We start from the raw sequence: 26,484 nt of genomic DNA on the forward strand, positions 1-26,484 counted from the left end.
CACCTGTTCCTCCTCAGGTCAGGCGGTCCTTGGCCTTGTAGTAGGCGCCGCCGAACGGCAGGAACCAGGCGGTGCCGTTGTAGAAGGGAACGGGGACCTTGGGAAAGCCGAGGCCGCGCAGGGGGTTGGCCTCCGGCTTGCCGTCCATCATCTCGGCGACCGCGCGGCCCATGTAGGAGGCCATCTGGACGCCGTGGCCGCAGTACCCCATGGAGTAGTAGAGGCCCTTGGCCCCGTCGGCCTCGCCCGCGTGCGGGAGGCGGTCCCAGGAGAAGCCGACCGTGCCGCCCCAGACGTAGTCGATCCGCACGTCGGACAGTTGCGGGAAGATCTCCGCCATCTCCCGCTGCAGAATGTCTCCGCTCTTGACGTCGGAGGCCGGGTTGGACGGGGCGAAGCGGGCCCGGCCGCCGAAGGCGAGGCGGTTGTCGGGGGTGAGACGGATGTAGTGGCCGATGTTCTTGGAGTCGACCACCAGTCGGGCCTTGGGAATCAGCTCGCGGGCGCGCTCCTCCCCCAGCGGCTCGGTGACGACGATGAAGCTGCCGACGTTGATCAGCCGCTTGCGGAACCACGGCAGCGCCTTGTCGGTGTAGGCGTCGGTGGCGGCCATGACCTGCTTGGCGCGGATGGTGCCATGCAGGGTCTCGACCAGGAAGCCTCCGTCCGGGAGGCGGGTGAGGCCCGTTGCCGCGTTGCGCTCGTGGATCTCCGCGCCGGCGCGTTCGGCGGCCTCCGCCAGGCCGTGGACGTACTTGCCCACGTGCAGGGCGGCGCTCAGCGGGTCGAGCAGGGCGCCGTGGTAGTAGTCCGAGCCGAGTTCGGACTTCAGTTCGCCGCGGGAGAGCAGGGTGGTGTGGTGGTCGAAGTTCTCCGCGAGGTCGCGCTGGGTGGCCTTCATCGCCTCGAAGTGCTGTGGTTTGTACGCCACTCCGAGGCGGCCGGCTCTATGGAAGTCGCAGTCGATCTGCTCCTTCTGCGTCAGCTCCTCGACGACGTCGACCGCCTCGCGGAAGGCGTCGTACAACTCACGGGCCCGTTCCTGGCCGAAGCGCTTGCGGGCCTCGCCGACACCGATGGTGATGCCCTGGGTGCACATGCTGCCGTTGCGCCCTGAGGCGCCCGAGCCGACCTTGTCCTTCTCGACGAGGACGACGCGGGCTCCCTTGCGCGCGGCGTGGTAGGCGGTGGACAGGCCGGTGAGGCCGCCGCCGACGACCACCACGTCCGCCTCGTCGGGCAGGTCCTTTCCGGAGCGGTCGGGCAGGGCGGGAGCGGTGTCGAGCCAGTAGGGGATCTGCTTCATGGAGTGCGTCCTCACATCCGTACGAAAGTTCAGCAGCCGAGCAGCGCCGGCAGGCCCGACAGGTCGGGCAGCTCGTCGTACGGCTGGTAGTCCGCGCTGCCGGGGCGGCCGTAGCGGTTGATCCACACGCGGCGCTTCAGACCCAGGTCTCGGGTGGGGATGAGGTCGTACTCCCAGCCCTGGGCGGTGTGGATGACCTGGGACGGCTCGACACCCATCGTCCTGTACGCGTGCTCGAAGGTCTGGCGGTCCGGCTTGTACGCCCCCGCCTGCTCGGCGGTGATGACGTGGTCGAACTCGACGCCGATGTTCTCGACGTTCCGCGCGATCAGCCGGTCCTCGGTGTTGGAGATGATGGCGATCTCGTAGCGGGACTTCAACGCCCGCAGGGCGTCGGGGACTTCGGGGAACGGGCCGAAGGCGGGGACGGCCTCGACCAGCGCGTCGCCGTCCGACGTGCGGTACTCCAGGCCGTGCAGCCGCATGGCCGTCTCCAGGCTGGAGTGCAGGACCTCGTGGTAGGGGCGGTACGCCTCCAGGACCGCCTGGAAGCGCATCACGCGGAAGTCGTCGAGGAATTCGTCGACATCCAGGTTGTCCAGGTCCAGCCGGTCGGAGAGAACCTTCAGGGTGGTGGGTCCGAGCTGGAAGTCGATCAGGGTGCCGTAGGCGTCGAAGGTGACGATCTCTCGCATGAAATTCAGCCTCGATTCGCGGGTCTTCAGGGGGAGTTGAGGTGGGTCTAGAGCTTCAGACGACGCGTTCGCCGGGGGTGACGATCGCGTCGAGTGCGGCCAGGTCGGCCGCGTCGGGGATCCGGTCGGCCGCCGCCGCGTTGGCGGTGACCTGGTCGGGGGTCATGGCGCCGCAGATGACGGAGCCGACGGCCGGCAGGGCGGCGAGTGAGCCCACCGCGACCTGGAGGAGCGTCAGGCCGCGCTCGGCGCCGTACGCGGTGAGCGCCTCGACCCGGTCGAGGGCCTGGTCGGTGAGCCAGCCCTGGCGCCAGGACAGCCGACTGCCGGGCGGGGGCTGCTCGCCGCGTCGGTACTTGCCGCTGAGCAGACCATTGGCCAGCGGGTAATAAGGGAGCAGGCCCAGCCCGTGGCGCAGACAGGCGGGGACCAGATCGGCCTCCGCGCTACGGTCGAGCAGGTGGTAGCGGGCCTGGGTGGACACGAACACCTCGGAGAGCTGCTCGGCCGGGAGGTTGGAGCAGCCGACGTACCCGATCTTGCCCTCGTCGACGAGTTCACGCAGGGCGGCGACCGTCTCGTCGAGCGGGGTGACACCGTCCGGCTCGTGGTACTGATACAGGTCGATCCGGTCGGTGCCCAGTCGGCGCAGCGACGCCTCGACGGCGTGGCGGATGTAGGGACGTGCCCCCCGCGGGCCGTGTCGGTCGGCCGCCGGCCCCATCGCCATGCCGAACTTGGTGGCCAGTACGACCCCGTCGCGCCGGCCTTTGAGCGCCGCGCCCAGCAGCCGCTCCCCGTCCCCGCGCGAGCCGCCCCTCTCGCCGAACCCGCCGTACATGTCGGCGGTGTCGAACAGGGTGATCCCGGCGTCGAGGGCCGCGTGCACGACGGCCTTCGTGCCCTCCTCGTCGAGGCGGGAGCCGAAGTTGTTGCCGCCGACGCCGACCACGGAGACGGTGGGGCCGCGTGCGCCCAGCGTGCGGTATCTCATGACCGGTCTCCGAACCCGATGCAGACGTTCTTGGTCTGCGTGTAGCTCGCCAGGGCCTCCAGCCCTTTCTCCCGGCCCCAGCCGCTGTGCTTGTAGCCGCCGAAAGGGAGTTCCACGCCCGTGCCGACGCCGGTGGCATTCACGTAGACCTGGCCGGCCCGGATGCCCTCGGCCATGCGCAGCGCCTGGTCGATGTCGCGGGTCCAGACGTACGAAGCCAGGCCGTACGGCGTGTCGTTGGCGATCTGCAGAGCTTCCTCGGCGTCGTCGAATTCGATGACGGTGACGACGGGGCCGAAGATTTCCTCGCGGGCGCAACGGGACTGGTTCGTCAGGCCGGTGAGGACGGTCGGCTCGATGTAGTAGCCGTCGGCGAGCGCGGGGTCGACGGGGGCTCGGCCCCCGGTGCGCACATCGGCGCCCTCCTGCCGGGCCAGGTCCAAGTAGCCCTGCACGCGGTCGCGTTGGCGGGCGGCGACCAGCGATCCGACGTCGGGGTCGGCCAGGCCGGGGCCCAGTCGCAGCGAGGCGGCATGGGCGACCAGCTTGTCGAGGAACTCCTCGGCGCCGCGTTGGAGCAGGATCCGGGTGCCGGCCGAGCAGGTCTGTCCGGCGTTGCCGAAGGCGGAGCCCGCCACGGCGCCCAGTGCCAGGTCGAAGTCGGCGTCGGCGAAGACGACGACCGGTGACTTGCCGCCCAACTCCACGACCGCGGGCACCACGTTGGCCGCCGCCGCCTGGGCGACCTTGATGCCGGTCGGCACCGAACCGGTGAAGGTGACCTGGTCGATGCCCGGGTGTCCGGCGAGGGCGGCGCCGGTCTCGCCGTCGCCGGGCAGGACGTTCAACACCCCTGGCGGGAGGCCGCATTCGAGGGCGATGCGGCCGATCTCCAGCGGGGTCAGGGGGGCTTCCGGGGAGGGTTTGAGTACGACGGTGCAGCCTGCGGCCAGGGCCGGGGCCGAGCCCCTCGCGGTGTTCTGGAGCGGGTAGTTGAACGGGATGATCTGGCCGGAGACCCCGATCGGCTCGCGGACGGTGTAGTCGAGGAGGCCGGGGCCGAGCGGGATGGTGGAGCCGCCGGGCTTGTCGGCCACACCCGCGTAGAACTCGAAGTAGCGGGCGGCGGCCTCGACGTCTGCCTTCGCCTGGCTGAGCGGCTTGCCGACGTCCCGGCTCTCCAGCCGGGCCAGCCGCTCACCGTCGGATCGGATCGCTGCGGCGATGCGGTTCAGCAGCCGCCCCCGGTCGGCGGCTCGCATCCGCGCCCACTCGGGGGCGGTGAAGGCCGCCCGGGCCGCCGCCACCGCCTGGTCCACGTCCTCGGCACCGGCGAGCGCCACCTGCGTGATGGTCGTCCCGTCCGAGGGGTCGAGGACGGTGAAGGTGCGGCCGTCGGTGGCCGGGACCTGCTTTCCGTCGACGAGAAGGAGCCGGGTGTCGTCGCTCACGGCCGGATCTCCCCCTGCACCTCGCCGAAGATGACGACCTCGTCGCCGGGGTGGACGGTGCGGATCCGGCGGACCCAGAGCACGATGCCGTCCTGGGGGGCGCGGACCTCCTCCAGCGTGTTGCCGTAGTGGTCGACGATGTGGGCGATCAGGTCGCCTTCCTTGCAGGTCTCCCCCGGCGCGGCATGCCCGAGGAAGAAGCCGCCGGCGGCGGAGCGGGCGAAGGTTCCGGAGACCGTCGTGTAGCTGTCGCGCAGCTTCGCCTCGCCGTCGGTCATGCCGAGCTGCCGCATGATGTTGCGGACGGAGTCGATGTGCAGTTCGACGTTGGCCTCGCGGTAGGTGCCGCCGCCGGCCTCGATGGTGATGGCGGGCTTTCCCGCCGCGAGGGTGGGGTGGCGGACCGTGCCGCCCCACTTGCCGCCCTTCCAGACCAGCTCGTGACCGGCCGCGAGGGCGAGGTCCGTGGCCAGCTCCTCGTAGCCGCCCTGGAGGATGGCGAGCGGGGCGATCTCGCCGAAGGTGCCGCCGGTGTGCAGGTCCACCAGGGCGTCGATGACCGGGACGACCTGCTCGACGAAGGTGGCGGCCAGGCGCAGGGAGTACGAGCCGTCGGCGTCACCCGGGAAGATGCGGTTGAGGTTGAGGTGGTCCAGGCCGCTGGTGCGGGCGGCGGCCTCGAAGGCCGGGGTGTTCATGCAGGGGATGCCGACGAGGGTGCCGCGCAGTGTGGCCGGGTCGGTCTCGGCGAGGACGCGGCGGATGGCTTCCTGGCCGTCGTACTCGTCGCCGTGCACACCCGCGTCGACGCAGAGCACCGGGCCGTCCTCGGTGCCGTTGACGACGATGACCGGTATGCCGAGGTCCACGCCGTAGGTGCTGGTGCCGACCGGGATGAGGCCCTGGGCGCGCTCGCCGGGGGCGACGGTCAGCGGACCGATGGAGTACATGTCGTTCCTTTCGAAAACGGGGTGTGTCACAGGCGGGCGGATGCCTCGTCGAGGGTTTCCGCGAGGATGTCGGCGATACGGTCGAGGAGCGCGCGGTCGCTGATCAGTGGGGGCGCGATCTGGACCAGGGGGGCCGCGCGGTTGTAGACGCGGGCCAGGAGGCCGGCCTCGCGCAGCCGGCGCGGGATGAGGTCGGCGACCAGGTCGGCGCGGGCGCCGGCGCTGAAGCCGCCGTCCTCCAGGTCGCCGACGAGTTCGCAGGCGTAGAAGAAGCCCGCGCCCCGGACGTCGCCGACGATGGGCAGGTCCGCGAGGGATGTCATGCGGGCCGCGAGGTGGTCCTGTTGGCCGCGGACGTTGTCCAGGATCCGGTCCCGCTCCATGATCTCCAGGCTGCGCAGGGCGATCGCGGCGCTCAGCGGGTGGCCGGCGAAGGTGTAGCCGTGGTTGAGGACCGCGCCGGGCCGGTTGAGGACCTCGGTGACGCGGCTGCTGACGAGGGTGGCGCCCATGGGGGCGTATCCGGCGGTGATGCCCTTGGCGACGGTGACGATGTCCGGGCGGGCGTCGTAGCGGTCGCCGCCGAACCACTCCCCCAGCCGTCCGAAGGCGGTGATGACCTCGTCGGCGCAGAGCAGGAAGCCGTACCGGTCGGCCAGCGCCCTCAGGCCCGGCCAGTACCCCTCGGGCGGTGTGATGCAGCCGCCCCGGTTCTGCACCGGCTCGGCGATCAGCATCGCGATCGTCTCCGGGCCCTCGGCCAGGATCGCGGCCTCCAGCTCGGCGAGCAGCATGGCGGTGTGCACGTCGTCGTCGAGAAACTCGGGCGCGAGGCCGAAGCGGTTGGTGTCGGACACGAACCGGGTCTCGATCGCGCCCGGGCCGTAGGGCTCGCGCAGTCCGGGGTCGTCGGTCAGGGACAGGGCGCCGAGGGTCAGTCCGTGGTAGGCGCCGCGGCGGGAGATCGCCTTGGTGCGGCCCGCCTCACCGCGCAGGGCGTGGTACTTGCGGGCGATCTTCCAGGCGGTCTCGACGGCTTCGGCGCCGCCGCCGGAGAAGAAGGTGTGCTCGATGTCGACGGGGGCGATCCGGGCCAGTCGTTCGGAGAGTTCGATGGCCGTGGGGTGGGCGGAGGCGGACCACAGCGGGCTGAAGCACAGTTCGCGCAGCTGCTTGTCCGCCGCCTCTGCGAACTCGGGGGCGTAGGAGTAGCCGAGCTGGCAGCAGTACAGGCCGGAGAGTCCGTCGATGTAGCGTCGCCCGGTCGCATCCCAGATGTACGGGCCCTCGCCGCGCTGTACGACGAAGAGGTTCTCGCCGTCCTGGCCCAGCGAGCCGTTGGGGGTCATGTTGAGCAGGAGGTGCCGGGCCGCGGTGGCGGACAGTTCTCCCGTGGGGGTGCGGGTGCTGGTGGTCATTTTGCGGTCTCACTTCCGGCGGGGAGGCCCACCGCGGTCTCGGTCGGCAGCAGGCCGTCCTGCTCGCCGGAGCCGCTGAGCCGGCGTGCCGCGGCGACCAGGGCGAGGGCCACGACGGCGACGGCGATGAGGATCGCGCTGACGGCGGTCACCGACGGGTCGACGTTGTACTGGAGGACGTTGAACACCTCGACGGGCAGCGTCACGGTGTCCACGGAGGACAGGAACTGCGAGATGAAGAACTCGTCGAAGCTGGTGATGAAGGCGAAGATCCCGGCGGCGACGAGCCCGGGCGCGGCCAGCGGGAAGGTGATGCGCCGGGCGATCGTGAGGCGGCTCGCGCCCATGCTGGCGGCCGCGTCCTCCAGCCTTTCGTCGATGCCCTTCAGCGTGGCCATGAGGATCATCACGGCGATCGGCGAGGCCAGCACGGTGTGGCCCAGCGCGATGGCGATCGGGCTGCCGAGCATCGAGGCCGGCTCGAAGAGCAGGAACAGGCCGAGGGCGACGACTACTTGAGGGATCACCAGCGGGGCGAGGACCAGGCCGTAGACCGCCGAGCGCAGCGGGAGTTCGCTGCGGACCAGGGCCGTGGCGGCGGTCATGCCCAGGATCAGCGAGAGGACCGTGGTCATGGCCGCCACCAGAGCGCTGAGCGACAGCGCGGCGGGCCACTTGCTGCCCTCGGCGAACAGCTGCCGGTACCAGCCGAGCGTCCACGAGTCCGGCGGGAAGGAGCCGAAGGCGTCCTTGCCGAAGGAGGTGACGACGATGACGACGATCGGCAGGGCCAGGACCAGCAGGATCAGGGTGGCGAGGACGGTCAGGGTGATGCGTCCGGCCAGGGTGGAGCGCAGCTCGATCATGTCGCCGCACCTCGCTTCCGAAGGGCCTCGCCCGCCGACTTCAGCAGCCTGAGCAGCAGGAGTCCGGTGAAGGTGAGGAGCAGGAGGATGATCCCGAGCGCGGAGGCGCCGTTCCACTGGTTCTGTTTCATGACCTGCTCGTCGATGAGCGAGGCGACCATGGTCTGCTTCTCGCCGCCCATGAGGGCGGGGGTGAGGTAGTAGCCGAGGCAGAGGATGAAGGACAGCACCCCCGCGTTGACCAGGCCGGGGGCCACCAGGGGCAGGTACACCCTGCGGAAGATGGTGATCCGGCCCGCGCCCATGCTGGCCGCCGCGGCGAGCAGTCGGCGGTCGATGCCCTTCATGACCGCGTACAGCAGCAGCACGGTGTACGGCAGCATCACGGCGGTGGTGCCGATGACGACGCCGATCTCGTTGTAGAGCAACTGGAAGGGCGCGCCCGGGAAGTGAAGGTCCGTCAGGACGTTGTTCACGACGCCGTTGTCGCCGAGCAGGATGATCCAGCCGTAGGTGCGCACCAGGGCGCTGATGAAGTGCGGGACGACGACGACCAGCATCGCCAGGCCCGCCCACAGCGGCTTGAGGCGGGAGATCGCGGCGGCGAGAAGGAAGCCGGTGACCAGGGCGAGCAGGGAGGTCTCGGCGGAGATCCGCAGGGTGGTGAGGAGGATCTCCAGGTTGGCGCCGCGGAACGCGTCGGCGTACCAGTGGAGCGTGAAGCCGCCGTCCTCGCCCTTGATGCTCAGCATCAGGGTGCTGAAGATCGGATAGACGAAGAGGATCAGCAGGTAGACGACGACGGGGGCCGCGTTGAACAGGCCGAAGCGGGTGCGGCGGTCGGACAGCACGCTTTTCCTGCGGGGCGCGGGTGTGGTGGTTTCCGTTACGGGAGCGAGTACGGCCACGCCTCTCACCCTCCGTGTTCCGGGTCGGCGAAAACGCTGACGTTTCCCGGGTCCGCGGTGATGCCGACGCGCTCGCCGGGGGCGGGGGCGCGTCCGGCGGGCAGTTCCAGCCGTACGCATCCGGTGTCCGTGCCGCCGTCGGGTCGTACGGTGACCCGGACGAGGGTGCCCACGTAGGTGACCGTCTCCACGGTCCCGGTACAGAACCCGTCGCCGGCGGGACACAGGGTGAGCCGGCCGGGCTGGACCGCGGCGAGGACCTTCGGGGCCGGCGGGACGGCCTGCGGGCGGGCCTTGAGCAGACCGCCGGTGTCGAGCCGTACGAGGAGGTGGTCCGCGGTCTGCTCCTGCACCTGGCCCGGGAGGAAGTTGGCGGCGCCGAGGAAGTCGGCGACGAACGGGGTGCGGGGGCGCTCGAAGAGCTCCTGCGGGGTGTCGAACTGGTCGATCCGCCCGTCCCGCATGACGGCGATGCGGTCGGAGAGGACGAGCGCCTCCTCCTGATCGTGCGTCACGTAGATGACGGTCAGGCCGAGTTCGCGCTGGATGCGCTTGATCTCGGTCTGGAGCTGGTCGCGGAGCTTCTTGTCGAGGGCGCCCAGCGGCTCGTCCATGAGGATGACCGGCGGCCGGTAGACCAGGGCCCGGCACAGCGCGACCCGCTGCTGCTGGCCGCCGGACAGCTCGCGCGGCCGGCGCCGGGCCATGGCCGAGAGGCCGGCCATCTCCAGGGTCTCGCCGACCCGGCGGCGCAGTTCCGCCTTCGGCACACCGCGCAGTCGCAGCGGGAAGGCGACGTTCTCCCACACCGTCATGTGCGGGAAGAGCAGGTACTGCTGGAAGACGAAGCCCAGGCCGCGCTTCTGCGGCGCGAGGCGGGTCATGTCGTGGCCGCCTACGACGACGCTGCCGGAGTCGGGCTCGCAGAACCCGGCGATCATCATCAGGGTGGTGGTCTTGCCGGAGCCGGAGGACCCCAGGAAGGTGACGAACTCGCCCGCCGCGATCTCCATGGAGACCTCGTCGACGGCCGTGACACCGCCGTACGTCTTGCGAAGTCGTGTCACTGACACGGCTTTTCCGGAGCCGGTCAGGGTCTCGGGCAGGGCGGGTGAAGGCCTCACGTCGGTCTCAGGCATGCGTCCACTCCTGCCACCGCTTGGACACCGCGTCCTGGTTCTTGATCCACCACTCGACGTCCAGGTCGAAGCCGGACTCCAGGTGCGCCGGTGAACTGCCCAGGTTCGCGGCGGTGTCGGCGGAGAGTTTCTTGTAGGCACCCGGCACCGACGGGGCCATCGGGTAGATCTCGGCGTAGGCGGCCTGCACCTCGGGGCGCAGGGCGAAGTCGATCAGCTTGTAGGCGGCGTCGAGGTTGGCGGCGCCCTTGGGGATGCCGAGGGCGTTGCTCTGCCGACGGGCGCCGTTCCACTGGTAGGCCAGCGGGGAGCCGCCCTTGATCAGGGCGTCTAGGCGGCCGTGCCAGACGCTGGAGGCGACGACCTCCTTGCGGCCGAGGAGGACGCCGGGCAGGGCGCCGGTGTCCCAGAACTTCCGTACGGACCCCTTGATCTCACTCAGGACCTTGAAGGCGCGGTCCACGTCGAGCGGGTAGAGCGCGTCCAGGGCCACGCCGTCGGCCAGGAGGGCGAACTCCAGCTCGGGCAGGTCCGCGTCGAGGGCCTGGAGGGCACGGCTGCCGGGGAACGCCTTGGTGTCCCAGAAGTCGGCCCACGAGGCCGGTTTCTTCCCGTCGAAGGCGTCGGTGCGGTACGCCATCACGCTGGCCCAGTAGTTCTTGCCGACGGCGTTCGACGTCACCAGGGCCTTGGCGATGCCGGCGCTCTTGAAGTTCTTCAGCCGGTCGTAGTCGAGGTCCTGGGTGGCGCCCTCCTGCTTGAAGAGCACGAAGTCGGCCATCGAGTCGTCGATCACGTCGAACTGCGGCCGGCCCTGCTTGATCTGGGCGAGCATCTGGGCGTACTCGATGTTCACCACCTTGACCTGGATGCCGGTCTCCTTGGTGAACGGGTCGTAGATCGCCTGCTGGTTGGCGTCGCCGTAGCTGCCGCCGCTGTTGCGGACGACGAGGGTCTTGGAGCTGCTGCCGTCGCCGACGGACCGGCTGGTGCCGGTACCGCAGCCGGTGAGCGAGGTGGCGGCGAGGCCTGCGGCGACTCCGCCTGCTCCGCGCAGGAACACTCTGCGGTCCATCCGGAAATCTGACACCGGTGCCTCCTGGTGGTGCGCTGCGTGATGAGGGATGCGTGCTCGGGGGGGGCTCGTTCTGTTCGTGCGGGTGCTTCGCAGGGGGTCAGTGGGGGCGGTCGTCGGGTGCCGGGACGGCGATGGCGGCGAGTTCGGCGCCGTGGGCGACGGTCAGGCCGCGCATGCCGTAGAAGATCCGTCCGGTGGCCGGGGTGTGGACCTTGTGCTCCTGGCCGTCGGCCGGGTCGACGACGTGGCCGATGACCTGGCCCGCCGTCACGTCGTCGCCGGCGGTGAACTCCGGGTACCAGAGGCCGGTGGCCCCGGCGGTGACGCCTGCGGCCCAGACCCAGTCCCGGACGGTCGTCGTGGCCGGGCGTCCGGCGTCGAGGACACCGAGCCGGTTCAGCACCCCGTACAGGCCGGTGACGAGGCGGCGGGCGGTCTCCGCGTCGCGTTCGCCGAGCTGGCCGGTCTCGACGAGGATCGCCGGGATGCCCTGGCGGGCGGCGGCAGCGTGGCTGTTGCCGCCGTCGGCGTTCAGGCCGAGGATGACATCCTCGATGCCGAGGGCGCCGGCCATGTCGGCCGTCTTCGCGTCCAGTTCGGTGTCTCCGGTGAGGCGGTAGCCGACGAAGTCGTCGAGGACCTCGTCGATGCCGCCCGAGTGGAGGTCGACGTAGGCGTCGGCGCCGTCCAGCAGGTGGGTGAAGAGCCAGGCGGCCAGCCGTTCGGTGGGGGTGCCGTCGGGGTCGCCGGGGAAGACGCGGTTGATGTTGACGCCGTCGAGCGGGGACACGCCGAGCCGGCCCTGGTAGGCGGCCGGGGGGTTGGCGACAGGGCAGACGATCACCTGGCCGTGCACCTCGCCGGGCTCCAGCAGGGCCGCGAGCCGGGTGGCCGCGTCGACGCCCGTGAACTCGCCACCGTGGACGCCCGCGGTGATCAGGACACGGGGGCCGGGGTGGGCGCCGTTGACCAGGGTCAGCGGGATGTCGACGGTGAGGGTGCCGAGGTCGGCGGGGACGGTGCCGCGGGCCTTGGTGCCGGGCTCGGCGTGCAGGGCGCCGAGGGAGAGGGCGCTCTTCGTCGAAGTCATGGTCGTCACGCCTCCGTCCGGTCGAGGGTGGAGAGGAAGTCGACGGGCCGGGGCGAGGTGCCCTCCAGCGCGAGGTCGGCGGCTATGTCGCCGAATGCGGGCGACAGCTTGAAGCCGTGTCCGGAGAACCCGGCGAGGAGTACAACGTTGTCGGCACCGGGCAGCGGGCCGACGAGCGGACGGCTGCTCTCGGTGTAGCCCTCCATGTAGACGGAGAGGCGGACCGGGTCGGGGTTCAGGTCGGGCATATGGCGGCCGATCAGCTCGGTGAAGATCTCCAGTTCCTCCGGCGCCACGGTCCGGTCCAGCTGGTCGGGGTCGCCGGCGGGTCGGTGCAGCGCCCGGGACAGTCCGAGCTTGACGGAGACGCCGTCCGGCGAGGGCAGGCCGTAGCAGTGCGTGGGTGCCGTACGGATGAAGGCGGGGAGCTCCTCGCCGAACCAGGCGTCGGTGGTGGGCACGTACCAGGCGCTGATGAGGCGGCGGACGTCCACCTCCCACGGCAGGTCCGGCAGCAGGTCGTTCACCCAGGGGCCGACGGTGACCACGGCGGTGTCGAAGTGCTCGCTTCCGGCGTCCGTGCGGATCTCGACGCCGTTCGCGACGGGCACGATCTCGCGGACCGGGGTGTAGCGGTGGATGACGGCGCCCAGCTCCTCGGCGCGGCGGGCGGCCGTCTGGATCGTCAGCTCGGGGCGGATGAAACCCGCGTGGCGGTCGAGCACGGCCGCGTCGCCGTCCTCGATCCGGAACTGCGGGAAGCGCTTGGCAAGGGCTTCGACGTCGAGCACCTCGTGGTCGAGGCCGTGTTCCGCGATCGACTCCAGGACGGTCGCCATCTGGTGGTGCTCGGTCGGCCCCATGAGCAGACAGCCGGTCAGGCGGCGCAGCTCGCGGCCGGTCTCCTCCTGGAGCCGCTCCCAGAGGGTGTCGGCGTGCTGCAGGAGCGGGACGTACCGGGAGTCCTCGAAGTGGGCGCTGCGGAAGATCCGGGTCTCGCCGCCGGCGGCGCCGCGGTCGTGGCCCGGGGCGAAGCGGTCGTAGCCGACGACCTCGGCTCCGCGGGCGGCCAGGCGCCAGGCGGCCTGGCTGCCCATCGTTCCGACGCCGACGACGGCGACACGCTTGCTGGCAGGCACAAGGATTCCTTTCGTCTCCCGGGCCGTGGATGCTGGTCGCCCGGTGTGCGGATTCCGTGATTCCGGATATGGGGGGGCGGCCTGGGGCCGCCGACTCGGGCTTACCGGAGGGAGGGCTTCGGACCGCCTCTTCGCGGCCACCCCTTCAACTTCCTCCGTGCCACATTGTGGAACGCTATGCTAGAATCTGGCACGAGAATGGCAGTGGCCCTGGAGGGGAGTCAAGGGGTGTACGCATGGAATTCGCAGAGTTAACGGGGGAAATCAGATGGAAATGAAGAGCGTGACCAGGTCACTGCGGATCCTTGAGGCGGTCGCGCAGCACCAGCCGGTGACCGTGGGGGAACTGACCAAGCTGTTCGGTCTGCCCAAGTCGACAGTGCAGCGCACGCTGGTCACCCTGAACGAGGCCGGGTGGCTGCGGGCGAACCGGAAGGACACGACCCGCTGGGAGATCGGCGCGCGCGTGCTGGCCGTACGCCCGGCGGCGCTCCAGGGGTCGAGTCTGTTCGCGGCCGCGCGGGAGCCCATGATCCGGCTGCGGGACGCGGTGAACGAGACCATTCATCTGTCGGTGCCGGACGCGTTGCAGTGCATGGTGGTCGTCGACCGGGTGGACTGCACGCACGCGGTGCGGACCTTCCACGCCATCGGCGACACGTCCCCGCTGCACGCGACCGCGACGGGGCGTGCGGTTCTCGCGCATGTGCCTCGGGCGGACGTCGACGAGCTGGTCGCGCACGGGCTGGAGTCGTTCGGGGAGGCCACGCCGACCGAAGCGGGCCAGTTGCACGCCGAGTTGGAGCGTGTACGCGCCGATGGTTACTCCGTCAACCGGAAGCAGTACCGGCCTGATGTGTGTGCGGTGGCTGCGGCGATTCTGGATGAGGGTGGGACGCCACTGGCCACCGTCGCCGTTTCCATGCCGGAGTCTCGGTACGACGCGGTGCGGCTTCCTGAGCTGGGGAGGCTTGTTGCCGACACGGCTCAGGAGATCGCGGGCCGGCGGATGGGGGCCTAAGGGGCTGGGGGGAACTGTGATCAGGCGGCTGCGGCATGTCTGTGGCTGATCGCGCAGTTCCCCGCGCCCCTAAGTACCTCACCTCACGGGGATTGCCAGGTACTGGTATTCCAGGAACTCCTCGATGCCCACCCGGCCGCCTTCCCTGCCCAGGCCGGACTGCTTCACGCCGCCGAAAGGCGCCGCCGGATTGGAGACCAGCCCTGTGTTCAGGCCGACCATGCCGACCTCCAGGCGTTCGCTGACGCGAAGCGCGCGGTCGAGGGTCTCGGTGAAGACGTAGCCGACGAGTCCCCAGGGGGTGTCGTTGGCGCGGCGGACGACCTCGTCCTCGTCGTCGAAGGTGAGGATCGCGGCTACCGGGCCGAAGATCTCCGTCTCCATCAGACGGCTCTCAGGGTCGACCCCCGCCAGCACGGTCGGCGGGTAGAAACAGCCCGGGCCTTCGGGCGTACGGCCGCCCACGAGCACCCTGGCGCCGCGCTCCACCGCGTCGGCGACCAGCACCTCGACCTTGGCACGGCCGGTCGCGTCGATCAGCGGGCCCACGTCGACCCCGTCACGGGTACCGGGGCCCACGACGAGGGCACCCATGCGCTCGGCCAGGCGCCGTCCGAACTCCTCCGCCACCGACCGGTGGACGAAGAAGCGGTTGGCGGCCGTGCATGCCTCGCCCATGTTGCGCATCTTGGCGAGCATCGCGCCGTCGACGGCCGTGTCCAGGTCGGCGTCGTCGAAGACGATGAACGGCGCGTTGCCGCCCAGCTCCATCGAGGTCCGTACGACCGTGTCGGCGCTCTGTGCCAGCAGCAGCCGTCCGACCTGCGTGGAGCCGGTGAAGGACAGTTTGCGGATCCGCCCGCCCCGCAGGAGCGGTTCGCAGACCTCCCCGGCACGGGAGGTGGTGACGACGTTCAGCACGCCGTCCGGCAGTCCGGCCTCCTGGAGGATCGCGGCGAGGGCCAGGCTGGAGAGCGGGGTCTGGGGAGCCGGTTTGAGGATCATCGTGCAGCCGGCGGCGATCGCCGGGCCGATCTTGCGGGTGCCCATGGCAAGCGGGAAGTTCCAGGGCGTGATCAGCAGGCAGGGGCCGACCGGGCGGCGGGAGAGCAGCATGCGGTTGCGCCCGTCCGGCAGGATGCCGCCACCGCCGTCGATGCGCACCGCCTCCTCGGAGAACCAGCGGAAGAACTCGGCCGCGTAGGCCACTTCTCCCCTGGCCTCGGCGAGCGGCTTGCCCATCTCGGAGGTCATCAGGAGGGCGAGTTCCTCGGTCCGGTCGAGGATGATCTCGTAGGCGCGGCGCAGGATCTCACTGCGTGCCCGCGGTGCCGTACGCGCCCACCCCTCCTGGGCCTGCACGGCCGCGTCCTCAGCGAGCCGGGCGTCCTTGGGGCCGGCGTCAGCGACATGCGCGATGATCTCGCCGGTCGCGGGGTCGTCCACGGGCAGGGTGGCACCGTCCGCGGCGTCCACCCAGGCTCCGCCGATGAACAACTGCGTGGGCGTGTCGGTCATGGGGTCTCTCCTGGTCGATCGGCGGCGGGGTCGAGCAGTTCCGCGAGGTGCAGGGCGCGCACGCCCCGGTCACCGGCGAGGTGGTCGATCTGGGTGGCGCAGCTGAAGCCGTCGGCCACGACCGCGGTCCGCTCGGCCGGGTCGATGCCGTCGAGGCGTGGCTTCAGCGCCAGGTCGGCGACGGCCATCGAGGTGTCGTAGTGCTGCTCCTCGAAGCCGAAGTTCCCGGCGAGCCCGCAGCAGCCCTCGGCCTCGTCGACCTTGCGTACGCCGAGCCGGCGGAGCAGATCGGCGGGGCGGCGGCCCTTGAAGGTGGCGTACTCGTGGCAGTGGGTCTGCAGTACGACGTCCTCGGGCAGCGGCGGCGGGGTCCAGCCCGGCTCGGCGAGGTCGGTCAGGGCACCGGTGAAGGTGTGGACGCGGTCCGCGACGCGCCGGGCGGCTTCGGTGCCGAGCAGTTCGGGGACGTCGCGTTTGAGGGCGGCGGCGCAGCTGGGCTCGGCCACGATGACCGGCCGGTCATCGCCGTCGTCCAGGCGGGCGACCGTGCGGGCCATGACCCTGCGGGCCACGGACAGTTGGCCGGTGCTGACCCAGGTCAGGCCGCAGCACAGGCCGTCCCGAGGAGTGGTGGGAATGCCGGCGTCGGCGAGGACACGGCCGGCGGCGCCCGCCACCTGGGGGCGGAAGGCGCGCGTGAAGCTGTCGACGAAGAGCAGGGCCTTCGATGATCCGCCGGTCGTCGCCCCACTCGGGACCGAGCGCAGGACCACGCGCAGCTCACGCCGGGAAGCGAACGCCGGGATCGTGCGCTCGGTGGTCACACCCCCGAGCCGCGCGAGCAGGCTGCCGAGCGGCCCGCGCAGCAGTGCGTTGAGCGGCCGGGCGGCGTAGCCGGCCAGGGCGGAGGTGAAGGGCAGCCAGCCCAGCGAGTAGTGGGAACGGGGCCGCAGGCGACTTCTGTAGTGCCGGTGCAGGAACTCCGCCTTGTACGTGGCCATGTCGACGCCGACCGGGCAGTCACTGGAACACGCCTTGCAGGACAGGCACAGGTCGAGGGCGTCGCGGACCTCTGTCGAGCGCCAGCCGTCCTGGACCGTCTCCCCGCGCACCATCTCCTGGAGGAGGCGGGCCCGGCCCCGGGTGGAGTCGTTCTCCTCCCCCGTGGCCCGGTAGCTGGGGCACATCACGCCACCGGTGTCGCTGCGGCACCGGCCGATGCCGACGCAGCGGCGCACCGCGCCCTCGAAGCCGTCCTCGTCGTGCGGGAAGGTGAAGAGCGTGGCGACGGGCAGCAATTCCGGCGTGTGCAGGGCGAGGTCGGCGTCGAGTCGGGCCGGCTCCACGATGACGCCGGGGTTCAACAGCCCCTCGGGGTCGAAGACTTCCTTGAAGGCGGCGAACGCCCGGATCATCCGTTGGCTGTACATGGCCTCCAGCAGCTCACCGCGGGCCCGTCCGTCGCCGTGCTCGCCCGAGAGGGTTCCGCCGTGCTCGACGACCAGGGCGGCGGCCTCGCCCAGGAAGCGGCGGGCGGCGACCCGGCCGGCGTCGGTGGCGAGGTCGAAGTCGATGCGGACGTGGACGCAGCCCGCGCCGAAGTGGCCGTAGAGCACGCCGGTCAGCCCGTGGGAGGCCAGCAGCTCGCGGAAGTCCCGCAGATAGGCGGCCAGTTGGTCGGGCGCGACCGCCGCGTCCTCCCAGCCGGGCCAGGACTCCCCGCCGTCCACGAGCCGGGCGGCGAGACCGGCGCCGTCCTCGCGAACCCGCCACAGCGAGCGCCGCTCGGCCGCGCTGTCCACGACCCGGCCGCCGGTGATACGGCCCCGGGCCTTGAGTACGTCCAGCAGTTCGGCCGCCCGGGCGGCGACCGACTCCTCGTCGTCGCCGTCGAGTTCGACGTAGAGCCAGGCGCGTCCGTCGGGCAGCCCGGTGACGGAGTCCTCGCCCCGGCGGGCGCGCATGGTGGCGACGATCGCCTCGTCCATGCCCTCCACGGCGGTGGGGTGCCGACGGAGGATCTCCGGGACGTCCTCGGCGGCGTCCACGACGTCGTCGTAGCCGAGGGTCAGCAGCGCCGAAGCCGGTGCGGTCGCCACCAGGCGGACCGTCGCGGCGGTGACGACCGCGCAGGAACCCTCGGTGCCGACCAGGGCGCGGGCCAGGTCGAAGCCGTTCTCGGGCAGGAGGTGATGCAGCTGGTAGCCGGAGACCTGGCGCGGGATACGGCCCAACTCGGTACGGATCGGGGCCAGTTCGGCGTCGATCAGTCGTCGTACGTCCGCTTCCAGGCGGGTGACGCGCTCCGTGTCCGCGGGGTCCAGCGGGTGCAGTCCCTCGTGGTCAGCGAGGGCCCGTACGCCGTCGACCGTCACGATCTCCAGGGCCTCGATGTGGGAGCTGGTCCGCCCGTGCCGCACGGACCGGTTCCCGCAGGCGTCGTTGCCGATCATCCCGCCGATGGTGCAGCGGCTGTGGGAGGAGGGGTCGGGGCCGAAGGTGAGCCCGTACGGGGCGGTCTCGGCGCACAGCGCGTCGAGGACCACACCGGCCTCGACCCGCGCGGTCCCGGCGCCCGGGTCGATGTCCAGGATCTGGTTCATGTGCCGGGAGAGGTCGAGGACGACACCCGGCCCGACCGCGTTGCCGGCCATGCTGGTGCCGCCGCCGCGCGCGGTGACCGGGACGCCCGTCTCCCGGCAGGCCCGCAGCACCGCGACCACGTCGTCGGCAGTGCGGGGGAAGGCCACCGCCCGTGGCGGGACACGGTAGTTGGAGGCGTCGTAGGCATAGGCGCCGGTGCCGGGGCCCGTCTCCACGCGCAGGCCGGGAGCCGTCTCGGCAAGCCGGGCGGTCAGCCGCGCCAGGGGATCGCTCATCGTGCCGAGGCTCCCGAGGTACCGCCCTCCACCGCGCTCGCCCACGCCTGCAGGCCCTCGTCCACCGCCGCCTCGTCGATCACAAGCGCCGGGATCATTCGCACGACCTGGTTCCAGGCCCCGCACAGCAGCAGGAGCAGCCCTTCGTCGACGGCGGCCCGCTGCACGCGGGCAGCGGTCTCGGGGTCGGGACTGCCGTCCTCGGTGACGAACTCGGTGGCGAGCATCAGCCCGAGCCCGCGTACGTCCCCGATGCCCGGTGTCCGCGCGGCCACCGCCTCCAGGCCCGCACGCAGCCTGTCGCCCATCGTCCCGGTGTTCTCCACGAGCTTCTCGTCGCGTACGACGTCGAGCGTGGCGCAGGCCGCCGCGCAGGCCACGGCGTTGGCGCCGTACGTGCCGCCCTGCGATCCGGGCCAGGCCTTCGCCATCAACTCCTCGGGCGCGGCGATCCCGGAGAGCGGGTAGCCGCTGGCCAGCCCCTTGGCGGTGATGAGGATGTCCGGGGTGACGCCGAAGTGCTCGTGGCCCCAGAACCGGCCGGTACGGCCGACGCCGGTCTGCACCTCGTCGAGGATCAGCAGAAAGCCGTGCCGGTCAGCGCGTTCGCGCAGGCCTTCGAGGAAGGCCCGGGTCGCGGGCACGTAACCGCCCTCGCCGAGCACCGGTTCGACGATGACGGCGGCGGTGTCGGCGGGCGAGGAGATGGTCTGGAGGGTGTAGTCCAGCTCCTGGAGGGCGAAGCGGGTGGCGGTGTCCTCGTCCCAGCCGTAGCGGTAGGCCGTCGGGAACGGCGTGACGACCACGCCGCTCATCAGCGGGGAGAAGCCGGAGCGGAAGCGGGTGCCGGACGTGGTCATGGCGGCGGCGGCCACGGTTCGGCCGTGGAAGCCGCCGTGGCAGACCAGGATGTTGGGCCGGCCGGTGGCCTGGCGGGCCAGCCGCAGTGCGGCCTCGACGGCCTCGCTTCCGGAGTTGGTGAAGAACAGGCTGTCCAGGCCGGCCGGCAGCACCTCACCGAGTTTGTCGACGAGCCGCCGCAACGGTTGGTGCATGACCGTCGTGTACTGACCGTGGACGAGGGTGCCGGCCTGTTCCCGCGCCGCCTCCACCACCCTCGGGTGGCAGTGCCCCGTGCTGGTGACGCCGATACCTGCGGTGAAGTCGAGGTAGCGGCGGCCGTCCTCGCCGTACAGGTGGACGCCCTCGCCCCGGACCGCCACCACGGGCGTGGCCTGGCGAAGGTGCGGCGACAGTGCGGTCATGTTCGTCTCCCGGCCGTAGCTCGTGATCTGGGCGTTCTGCTCCCGCGTCCTTCCCGAGCATCCAGGCCGCCGCGGAGGGCGACAACGCGTGATCTGTCCAGCGGGGACGCGGTGTTCGGACGTTGTGTCAACCGCAGGGGCCGTGATGCGCCCCTTTGCACGACGGCAGCCACGCTGAACTCCCTCTTGCGCAGGTCAGCGGCGCTTGTCACAGTGACCAGGCACTCCCCCCTCTCCCGTCTCCGGGCTTCGCACGAGCGGGGGCGCCCCCATGGAGACACCGTGAACGAGAACCACCCTGCCGCTCGTCCACCGGACACGGACGACGGGGACACCGGCGCCGGCCGCGCACTCACCGTCGCCGACGTCCTGGCGCTCCCTGTCCTGGCCGCCGGAGATCCCCAGGTCGTCACCGGTGTGCCCCACCTCGACCGGCCGGTGCGCTGGGTCCACATCACGGAGCTGACGGACCCCGCCTCCTTCCTCAAGGGCGGCGAACTCGTCCTGACCACGGGCATGCCCCTGCCCGAGGACGCCGCGGATGTCCGCCGGTACGTCGACGAGCTCGCCGACGTCGAAGCGGCGGCCCTGGTCATCGAGCTCGTACGGCGCTACCACCGCCCGCCCGAAGCACTCGTCCACTCCTGCCACGCCCGCGGACTCCCGCTGATCACCCTCGCCAAGGACGTCAATTTCCTGGAGGTCACCCAGGTCGTCCACACCCTCATCCTCGGCAACCAGGCCGACGCGATGCGCCGGACCCAGCGGATCCACGAGGCGTTCACGGCCCTGACGCTGCGCGGCGCGGGAGCGGAGGACGTGGTGCGGGCGGCCTCGGAGATGAGCGGCCGTACGGTCGTGCTGGAGAACCTGGCGCACCAGGCGCTGATCTGCGAACCGTCCGGCAGCACGGTGGAAGAGGCCCTCACCGACTGGGAGCGGCGCTCCAGAGCGACCCCGCCCCGCGACCACACGGACGTGCACGGTGCGGAACGCTGGCTCGTCGCACCCGTGGAGTACCAGGGCGAACGCTGGGGCCGTGTCGCCATGCTCCCGGCCCGGGCCGACCGGCCGCCCTTCGGCGCGGAGCACCACACCGTGCTCCAGCGCACGGCGATGGCCCTGACTGTCGCCCGCCTCATCCACACCACGCCCTGGGAGCGCACCGCGCACCGAAACGCCCTGCGCGACCTGGCCGAACAGCGCCACCACTCCGCCAAGGACGCCCGCGCCCGCTGCGCCTCGCTGGGCCTGCCCACCGACGACAGCCGGTTCCTCGCGGTCCTCGTCGATCAGGGCTGCGCCGAAATGGAGAACCTCCTGTCCCGGGAACTGAGGACCGCGGGTATCCCCGCACTCGTCGGGGAGCTGTCCCCCGGCCGCCTCGGCATCCTGCTGGCTCTGCGCACGTCCCAGCCCTGGCGCCCCGTCGCCGAACGTCTGGGCCGCGCCGCCCTGGACCTGGACCCGCAGGCCGTCGTGAGCGTCGGGTCGGAGGTCACGGACCTCGCCGACACCGCCCGCTCCTTCCGCGAGGCGGCCCGCGTCGCCGAGGCCACCCCACCCGACCGGCCCCTCCCCCCGGACCGCTCCTTCCACGAACTGTCCGACATCGGCCTGCACCGACTGCTCTACGCGCTCCGCGAGGACACCCGGATCCAGGAGTACACCGAACGGCAGCTGGGCCGACTGATCGACCACGACACCCGACACGGCAGCGACCTGCTCACAACCCTGCGCCACTACCTCGACGCAGCCGGCAACAAGACCATTGCCGCCCGCCGCTGCGGTGTGTCCCGCGAGACCGTCTACCAACGCCTGCGCACCATCGAGCGCCTTCTGAACCGCGACCTCGAATCCGGCGCACAACGCACGGAACTGCATGTCGCGCTCACGGCACTCGACGTCCTGCGTGCCGGCTGACGGGATCCGGCGGCGGGTGCGGACCGGGGTGCGGTGAGGCGATCCACCGGAACCGCGGCCGGCGCCGGCGTCCGGATGGAAGAAGTGCAGCCCGACTAGGTTGCCCGGCCGATCCGTGTGACGGACGGACGAGCAGACCCGGCAGCGGTGGATGCCGGCCCGCAGCAGCATCAGCAAACCCGACGAGACCGCCTACCACCTGGCCTGCGCTCCACTGGAGGCCACCGCCACCGACCTGGTCCGCGTCGCCGGATGCCGCTGGAACATGGAGGATGCGCAAGCGTGGTCGAGCTTGTGGCCGCGTACGCGCGCACCACTCGGTTTGCGGACAGACCGGCTGGGTGGAAGGCATGGGGCTGCGACGTGGACGTTGCCGGAACCGATGCTCGTCGCCCTTGTGTCCGACCTGGCTCTGTTGCGGGGGAGGCGGGAGAACGAAGTGCAACGGGCTCGGGGCGCTGGTCTCCGTCGACGCGGGGCGGGTGGTGCTGCACCCGGCCCGACTTCCCCGGCGATGTCGCGCTCTTCGGCGGCCTTGGGCAGCCTGCCGCGTCCGGTAGCCGCAAGGGCGTCGTGTGTACACGCACGTGGACAACCGTCTGGGGCGCTGGACGGGCGCCCCAGACGAACGATGGTCAGACGGTGGGGACGACGCCGCTCTCGTCGATGACGATCTTCTTTGCGGTGGCGCCGGAGCGGCTGCCGAGCGCCTCGATCGTCTTGACGATGTCCGCGCCCTCGACGACCTCGCCGAAGACGACGTGCTTGCCGTCGAGCCACGAGGTCACCACGGTGGTGATGAAGAACTGCGACCCGTTGGAGTTCGGACCCGCGTTGGCCATGCTCAGCAGGAACGGCCGGTCGTGCTTGAGCTGGAAGTTCTCATCGGCGAACTTCTCACCGTAGATGCTCTTGCCTCCCGTGCCGTTGCCGTTGGTGAAGTCACCGCCCTGCAACATGAACTCGGTGATGACCCGGTGGAAGGGCGCACCCTTGTATCCGAACCCGTTCTGGCCGGTGGCCAGCTCACGGAAGTTGCGGGCGGTCTTCGGCACGACGTCGTCGAACAGCCGGAAGACGATACGGCCGAGGTCCTCACCGTTCGCGGAAACCTGGAAATAGACGTTCTCACTCATGGCAGCGATTCTCCACCATGGCTTCGGAACCGCGGGACTCGGCCCCGTCTCCGTCACCCCCGGTACCACCATCGCCTCCCACACCGGCCGGCGGGGCAGCACCGGGGACACGCTGACCGTCACGCCGGTACGGCCCGAGCCGGTGGTGAAGGTCGGTGTGAACGTCGCCCTGGACAGGGCCGGCCGGTGGCGTCATCCCACACGCCGGCATCGTGCCCGCACGGACGTCGGCGTCAAGGAGTGTCCGGCCCGGAAAGCGATCCTCGTCAGTGTTGCCTGGTGTCGAGGGCAGCGAGGCCGCCACGGACAGCAGCAGCCGTCCTGTCGAGCTGGTCTCGCTCCTGCACGCGCCAGTCAGCATCAATACGAAATGGATCACCTGTGAAGCGGGGGAAGACATGCAGGTGAACGTGGAAAACCTCCTGGAAGGCTGCTTCGCCGTCCGCAAGGAACAAGTTGACGCCCTCACATCGCAAGCCTGATCGGCGCAGTGCGCGTCCGAGCTGATGCGCAACCTTCCAGACCTGGACGCCGACGTCCTCCTGAAGATCGTCCAGTCCCACCGCGTGCACCTTGGGAATGACCAGCAAGTGGCCCGGGGTGACGGGCTGGAGATCCATGAAAGCGATCACCGATTCGTCTTCGTGGACGATGCTGGCGTCCGCCTGACCTCTCGCTATTGCGCAAAAGATGCATCCGTCGTCCGTCACAGCCTGTCCCCCTCAAGACCCGAGTACCTCGTGCCGCTCACACCATCAGAAGCGGCAGCCAGGCGCGAGCGACTTTCACCCGGCACCATTCCGTCGGGCCTTGGTCCGAGCCAGGCGGTACGACTCGGTGCCGGTCTCGATCAGGGGTGTCGTCCTTTCCGACCGGGAGAGTGGCCGTATCGGTCCTGCCCACGGGAGACACGTCACGTGGGTGTCCGGGATGTCATCCCACTCGCGGAAAGCGGACTCGTCGCCGATCCAGCGACTTTCGGTGAGTGGACCGCACCACCGCCATCGACCACGGCGCCCGCCTCGGCATCGACGTCCACCCCGTCCAACGCCCGTGCCCCGGGACCGGTGCCCGCTGGCTCGATGTGCCCGAGCAGTACGGCCCGTGGGACCTGCCGGGTCCACCAGCGTGCCGCGGGAGCGGCGAAAAGGGGATCTTCAAGAAGAGCCGTGGGTTCACCGGGACGTCATCTGCCTGGGCGGGAGTTGGGGGCGAAGCGGGCCAGGGCAATGGCCTCGACGGCCGCGATGATGTTGTAGGCGAGCGCCGAGGCGAGAGTGAGTACCGCGACCGAGGCCCACAGGTGGTCGTAGTCGAAGGTCGAGGAGTCCTGGAGCATGGCGTAGCCGAGACCCTGGCCGGTGGAGAGCCATTCGGCGAGCATCGCCCCGATCAGCGCGCCCGGCACGCCGACCCGGGCGCTGGCGAAGAACGCGGGCACGGCGCTCGGCAGCATCACCTTGCGGGCCACGACCCAGTCGCCGCCGCCGTGCGCCCGGCACAGGTCGGCTGCCTGCCGGGAGGCGGAGCGCAGACCGAAGGACAGGGTGACCAGGGCGGGGAAGAAGACCACCAGGCCGCTGATGACGGTGGTGCCGAGCAGGCCGCGGCCGAAGACCAGCGTGATCAGCGGGGTCATCGCCACCAGGGGCACGGACCGTACGACGACCGCGATGGGCAGGACCGCCTGCTCGACGCTGCGCGACAGGACGAAGATCAGGGAGACCGCCACCGCGCCCGCCAGCCCCGCAGCGAAGCCGAGCCCGGCGTCGCCCAGGGTGCGGCCGAGACCGGAGGCGAGGTGGGAGCGGTGGGCGCCGGCCTGGCCGCCCTCGAAGAGGTAACGCCACACGTCGGCGGGAGACTTGGCGACCAGGGCGTCGAGCTGGAAGATCTGGAGGAAGATCATCCAAAGCATGACGACGGCCGCCATCGTCACGACCACGTTCGCCAAGGGCCGCAGCATGGCCGCCATCCTCCGCGGCAGGTCCCCGGAGGTGCCCTGCGCGGTCGCGTTCAGGCCTGTGTCCACAGGTGCGGTGCTCATGCTCCTCCGCCTTCCACTGTCGTCGTGCGCGACCACGGCAGGGTGAAGCGGGCGACGAGCCCGACCGCTCCGTACACGACGCCCGCCACCGCGCCGGACACCAGGGCGATGCCCCAGGTGCGGGGCACGTCGAGCTGCTGTTGGGCGATGGTCATGGCGATGCCGAGGCCGCTGTCCACCCGGCCGAGGTACTCGCCGATGATCGCGCCGAGGACCGCGGCCGGTCCGGCGATCCTGAGTGCGGCCAGGGTGCTGGGCAGCGCGGCCATGACACGTACCCGGCGCATCTGTTGCCAGCGTCCGCCGCCGTACGCGCGCACCAGGTCGAGCGAGGCGTGGTCGGCGGACCGCAGCCCCAGCAGGGCGCCGACCAGGGTGGTGAAGAAGACCGAGAGGCCGGCCATGGCCGCCATCGGCTTGTCCCCGTCCAGGACGAGGGACAGGATCGGGCCGATCGCGACGATGGGCAGGCAGTACGAGGCCACGGCTATCTGGGTGACCACCCGTTCCAGTACGGGCACGGCAATCACCAGTACCGCGAGGCCCAGGGCCAGTGCGTTGCCGATCAGGTAGCCGGTGAGGGCCTCGCCGGTGGTCTGGATGATGTGCGGGCCGTAGAAGGTCCAGCCGTCCTTGAAGAGCTGACTCACTATTGCCCACGGCGTCGGCACGCCGTCGCCGACACCGAGCACGGTGGTGGCGAGCAGGGCCCAGGCCCCGAGTACGACGGCGATGCCGACCGTGCCCCCGGCCCATGTGGAGCGCGGCTTCACGAGGCGTCCCCTGCCGGGTCTTCCGCGCCCGAGCGTCCGAAGAGCAGTTCGGAGAGCTGGTCGGCGTAGGCGTGGAATTCGGGCGAGCGCATCATCTCCGGGGAGCGGGGGCGGGGCAGGTCGATGGTGACGGTCTCCACGATGCGGCCGGGCCGGGGGGACATGACGGCGACGGTGTCGCTGAGCAGGACGGCCTCGTTGATGGAGTGGGTGACCAGCAGGGTGGTGACCGCGCGGGCCTGCCAGATGCGTTGGAGTTCGAGGTTGAGCCGCTGGCGGGTCATGTCGTCCAGGGCGCCGAAGGGCTCGTCGAGCAGCAGTACCTTCGGGTCCACGACCAGCGAGCGGGCGATGGCGACGCGCTGCCGCATGCCGCCGGAGAGCTGGGCGGGGCGGGCCTTCTCGAAGCCTTCGAGGCCGACCAGCTTGATGAGGTCGGTGATCGCCGCCGGGTCGGGCCTGATGCCGCTGATCTCCAGTGGCAGGCGGATGTTGGCGGCCACCGACCGCCAGGGCAACAGCGCCGCGTCCTGGAAGGCGATGCCCAGGTGGTGGCGCTTGCGGGCGGCCTCCGGACCCTCGCCGTGTACGAGTGCCGTGCCCGAGGTCGGCGTATCGAGACCGGCGAGGATCCGCAGGACGGTGGACTTGCCGCAGCCGGAAGGGCCGAGCAGCGTCAGGAACTGCCCTTCCCCGGTGTCGAGGTCGACGGCGTCGAGCGCGGGCACTCTGCGCCGCCCGAGCCGGAATTCCTTGCTCAGCCCGCGCAGGGACAGACCGGTACCGGCCTCCGCCGGAGCGGGGCCGTCGGGGGTTTCGGGAGGTGCCTCGTAGGGTGCGGGCGGTTCCTTGGCTGTGGTGCTCATCAGTTGTTGACCTCCTCTGCTG

At 70.8% G+C, this 26,484-nt stretch carries 22 protein-coding genes and 1 pseudogene; 3 read left to right on the forward strand and 20 right to left on the reverse strand.

Features of this window, described 5'->3' with window-relative positions:
• Positions 1-13 precede the first annotated feature (13 nt).
• The 12 genes from ACWDR4_RS28670 to solA all read right to left on the reverse strand — a co-directional run bounded on the left by ACWDR4_RS28670 (position 14) and on the right by solA (position 13,034).
• A complete protein-coding gene (locus ACWDR4_RS28670) occupies positions 14-1,306 on the reverse strand; it encodes an NAD(P)/FAD-dependent oxidoreductase (protein WP_450412979.1) in 1,293 nt (430 codons plus the stop codon).
• A gap of 29 nt (positions 1,307-1,335) precedes the next feature.
• Positions 1,336-2,001 (reverse strand): haloacid dehalogenase type II, encoded by a 666-nt coding sequence (locus ACWDR4_RS28675; protein ID WP_450412980.1) that lies wholly within the window; start codon positions 1,999-2,001, stop codon positions 1,336-1,338.
• 55 nt (positions 2,002-2,056) lie between these two features.
• Positions 2,057-2,995, reverse strand: coding sequence for an aldo/keto reductase (locus ACWDR4_RS28680; RefSeq protein ID WP_450412981.1), 939 nt, complete (start codon positions 2,993-2,995; stop codon positions 2,057-2,059).
• Positions 2,992-4,446, reverse strand: a complete 1,455-nt coding sequence (locus ACWDR4_RS28685; protein ID WP_450412982.1) for an aldehyde dehydrogenase family protein — start codon at positions 4,444-4,446, stop codon at positions 2,992-2,994. The genes ACWDR4_RS28680 and ACWDR4_RS28685 overlap by 4 nt, the downstream gene beginning before the upstream one ends.
• Complete coding sequence (locus tag ACWDR4_RS28690; protein ID WP_450412983.1) at positions 4,443-5,396, reverse strand: succinylglutamate desuccinylase/aspartoacylase family protein; 954 nt, start codon at positions 5,394-5,396, stop codon at positions 4,443-4,445. Before ACWDR4_RS28690 ends, ACWDR4_RS28685 begins: the two co-directional genes overlap by 4 nt.
• Positions 5,397-5,422: 26 nt before the next feature.
• On the reverse strand, positions 5,423-6,814 hold the full coding sequence (locus ACWDR4_RS28695) for an aminotransferase class III-fold pyridoxal phosphate-dependent enzyme (RefSeq protein WP_450412984.1): 1,392 nt from the start codon (positions 6,812-6,814) through the stop codon (positions 5,423-5,425).
• The gene (locus tag ACWDR4_RS28700; protein ID WP_450412985.1) at positions 6,811-7,680 is read right to left on the reverse strand and encodes an ABC transporter permease; all 870 of its coding nucleotides are present in this window, start codon (positions 7,678-7,680) and stop codon (positions 6,811-6,813) included. Before ACWDR4_RS28700 ends, ACWDR4_RS28695 begins: the two co-directional genes overlap by 4 nt.
• Positions 7,677-8,531, reverse strand: a complete 855-nt coding sequence (locus ACWDR4_RS28705; protein WP_450412986.1) for an ABC transporter permease — start codon at positions 8,529-8,531, stop codon at positions 7,677-7,679. Before ACWDR4_RS28705 ends, ACWDR4_RS28700 begins: the two co-directional genes overlap by 4 nt.
• Before the next feature lie 62 nt (positions 8,532-8,593).
• Positions 8,594-9,727: an ABC transporter ATP-binding protein gene (locus ACWDR4_RS28710; RefSeq protein ID WP_450412987.1), complete on the reverse strand. Its 1,134-nt coding sequence runs from the start codon at positions 9,725-9,727 to the stop codon at positions 8,594-8,596.
• Positions 9,720-10,817, reverse strand: a complete 1,098-nt coding sequence (locus ACWDR4_RS28715; protein ID WP_450412988.1) for an ABC transporter substrate-binding protein — start codon at positions 10,815-10,817, stop codon at positions 9,720-9,722. Before ACWDR4_RS28715 ends, ACWDR4_RS28710 begins: the two co-directional genes overlap by 8 nt.
• A gap of 85 nt (positions 10,818-10,902) precedes the next feature.
• A complete protein-coding gene (locus ACWDR4_RS28720) occupies positions 10,903-11,895 on the reverse strand; it encodes a succinylglutamate desuccinylase/aspartoacylase family protein (RefSeq protein ID WP_450413017.1) in 993 nt (330 codons plus the stop codon).
• 5 nt (positions 11,896-11,900) lie between these two features.
• Positions 11,901-13,034 (reverse strand): N-methyl-L-tryptophan oxidase, encoded by a 1,134-nt coding sequence (solA, locus tag ACWDR4_RS28725; protein ID WP_450412989.1) that lies wholly within the window; start codon positions 13,032-13,034, stop codon positions 11,901-11,903.
• Positions 13,035-13,308: 274 nt separating this feature from the next.
• On the opposite strand from solA, the gene ACWDR4_RS28730 reads away from it, so the two are divergent.
• Positions 13,309-14,055, forward strand: coding sequence for an IclR family transcriptional regulator (locus ACWDR4_RS28730; RefSeq protein WP_450413018.1), 747 nt, complete (start codon positions 13,309-13,311; stop codon positions 14,053-14,055).
• Positions 14,056-14,133: 78 nt separating this feature from the next.
• Here ACWDR4_RS28730 and ACWDR4_RS28735 read toward each other — a convergent pair whose 3' ends face one another.
• From ACWDR4_RS28735 to ACWDR4_RS28745, 3 genes are read right to left on the reverse strand one after another with little or no spacing between them, the layout of a single operon-like run.
• Positions 14,134-15,573, reverse strand: coding sequence for an NAD-dependent succinate-semialdehyde dehydrogenase (locus ACWDR4_RS28735; RefSeq protein WP_450412990.1), 1,440 nt, complete (start codon positions 15,571-15,573; stop codon positions 14,134-14,136).
• Positions 15,570-18,452, reverse strand: coding sequence for an FAD-binding and (Fe-S)-binding domain-containing protein (locus ACWDR4_RS28740; RefSeq protein ID WP_450412991.1), 2,883 nt, complete (start codon positions 18,450-18,452; stop codon positions 15,570-15,572). Before ACWDR4_RS28740 ends, ACWDR4_RS28735 begins: the two co-directional genes overlap by 4 nt.
• A complete protein-coding gene (locus ACWDR4_RS28745; protein WP_450412992.1) occupies positions 18,449-19,717 on the reverse strand; it encodes an aspartate aminotransferase family protein in 1,269 nt (422 codons plus the stop codon). Before ACWDR4_RS28745 ends, ACWDR4_RS28740 begins: the two co-directional genes overlap by 4 nt.
• Positions 19,718-19,999: 282 nt before the next feature.
• On the opposite strand from ACWDR4_RS28745, the gene ACWDR4_RS28750 reads away from it, so the two are divergent.
• Together ACWDR4_RS28750 and ACWDR4_RS28755 are read left to right on the forward strand one after the other, a co-directional pair.
• Positions 20,000-21,640: a PucR family transcriptional regulator gene (locus tag ACWDR4_RS28750; RefSeq protein ID WP_450412993.1), complete on the forward strand. Its 1,641-nt coding sequence runs from the start codon at positions 20,000-20,002 to the stop codon at positions 21,638-21,640.
• Between the two features lie 127 nt (positions 21,641-21,767).
• Positions 21,768-21,914 (forward strand): annotated as a pseudogene (locus ACWDR4_RS28755) (IS701 family transposase); the annotation flags it as partial.
• Between the two features lie 361 nt (positions 21,915-22,275).
• On the opposite strand, the gene ACWDR4_RS28760 reads toward ACWDR4_RS28755, so the two are convergent.
• The 5 genes from ACWDR4_RS28760 to ACWDR4_RS28780 form a co-directional block, all read right to left on the reverse strand.
• Entirely contained in the window at positions 22,276-22,776 is a 501-nt protein-coding gene (locus ACWDR4_RS28760) for a peptidylprolyl isomerase (RefSeq protein ID WP_450412994.1), read from the reverse strand.
• Positions 22,777-23,042: 266 nt separating this feature from the next.
• Positions 23,043-23,486: an HIT family protein gene (locus ACWDR4_RS28765; RefSeq protein ID WP_450412995.1), complete on the reverse strand. Its 444-nt coding sequence runs from the start codon at positions 23,484-23,486 to the stop codon at positions 23,043-23,045.
• 476 nt (positions 23,487-23,962) lie between these two features.
• A complete protein-coding gene (locus ACWDR4_RS28770) occupies positions 23,963-24,823 on the reverse strand; it encodes an ABC transporter permease (protein ID WP_450412996.1) in 861 nt (286 codons plus the stop codon).
• Entirely contained in the window at positions 24,820-25,596 is a 777-nt protein-coding gene (locus tag ACWDR4_RS28775; protein WP_450412997.1) for an ABC transporter permease, read from the reverse strand. The genes ACWDR4_RS28770 and ACWDR4_RS28775 overlap by 4 nt, the downstream gene beginning before the upstream one ends.
• On the reverse strand, positions 25,593-26,462 hold the full coding sequence (locus ACWDR4_RS28780; RefSeq protein WP_450412998.1) for an ABC transporter ATP-binding protein: 870 nt from the start codon (positions 26,460-26,462) through the stop codon (positions 25,593-25,595). Before ACWDR4_RS28780 ends, ACWDR4_RS28775 begins: the two co-directional genes overlap by 4 nt.
• Between the last annotated feature and the right edge of the window lie 22 nt (positions 26,463-26,484).

The sequence above is a fragment of the Streptomyces sp. NPDC000878 genome, from assembly GCF_053599695.1.

Excerpts from the sequence above, each read along its gene's own strand:
- ACWDR4_RS28690 (WP_450412983.1), bottom strand. The coding sequence starts at position 5,396 with ATGTACTCCATCGGTCCGCTGACCGTCGCCCCCGGCGAGCGCGCCCAG.
- ACWDR4_RS28770 (WP_450412996.1), bottom strand. The coding sequence starts at position 24,823 with ATGAGCACCGCACCTGTGGACACAGGCCTGAACGCGACCGCGCAGGGC.
- ACWDR4_RS28710 (WP_450412987.1), bottom strand. The coding sequence starts at position 9,727 with ATGCCTGAGACCGACGTGAGGCCTTCACCCGCCCTGCCCGAGACCCTG.
- ACWDR4_RS28735 (WP_450412990.1), bottom strand. The coding sequence starts at position 15,573 with ATGACCGACACGCCCACGCAGTTGTTCATCGGCGGAGCCTGGGTGGAC.
- ACWDR4_RS28730 (WP_450413018.1), top strand. The coding sequence starts at position 13,309 with ATGAAGAGCGTGACCAGGTCACTGCGGATCCTTGAGGCGGTCGCGCAG.
- ACWDR4_RS28745 (WP_450412992.1), bottom strand. The coding sequence starts at position 19,717 with ATGACCGCACTGTCGCCGCACCTTCGCCAGGCCACGCCCGTGGTGGCG.
- ACWDR4_RS28695 (WP_450412984.1), bottom strand. The coding sequence starts at position 6,814 with ATGACCACCAGCACCCGCACCCCCACGGGAGAACTGTCCGCCACCGCG.
- ACWDR4_RS28740 (WP_450412991.1), bottom strand. The coding sequence starts at position 18,452 with ATGAGCGATCCCCTGGCGCGGCTGACCGCCCGGCTTGCCGAGACGGCT.
- ACWDR4_RS28760 (WP_450412994.1), bottom strand. The coding sequence starts at position 22,776 with ATGAGTGAGAACGTCTATTTCCAGGTTTCCGCGAACGGTGAGGACCTC.
- ACWDR4_RS28700 (WP_450412985.1), bottom strand. The coding sequence starts at position 7,680 with ATGATCGAGCTGCGCTCCACCCTGGCCGGACGCATCACCCTGACCGTC.
- ACWDR4_RS28675 (WP_450412980.1), bottom strand. The coding sequence starts at position 2,001 with ATGCGAGAGATCGTCACCTTCGACGCCTACGGCACCCTGATCGACTTC.
- ACWDR4_RS28720 (WP_450413017.1), bottom strand. The coding sequence starts at position 11,895 with ATGACTTCGACGAAGAGCGCCCTCTCCCTCGGCGCCCTGCACGCCGAG.
- ACWDR4_RS28780 (WP_450412998.1), bottom strand. The coding sequence starts at position 26,462 with ATGAGCACCACAGCCAAGGAACCGCCCGCACCCTACGAGGCACCTCCC.
- ACWDR4_RS28670 (WP_450412979.1), bottom strand. The coding sequence starts at position 1,306 with ATGAAGCAGATCCCCTACTGGCTCGACACCGCTCCCGCCCTGCCCGAC.
- ACWDR4_RS28680 (WP_450412981.1), bottom strand. The coding sequence starts at position 2,995 with ATGAGATACCGCACGCTGGGCGCACGCGGCCCCACCGTCTCCGTGGTC.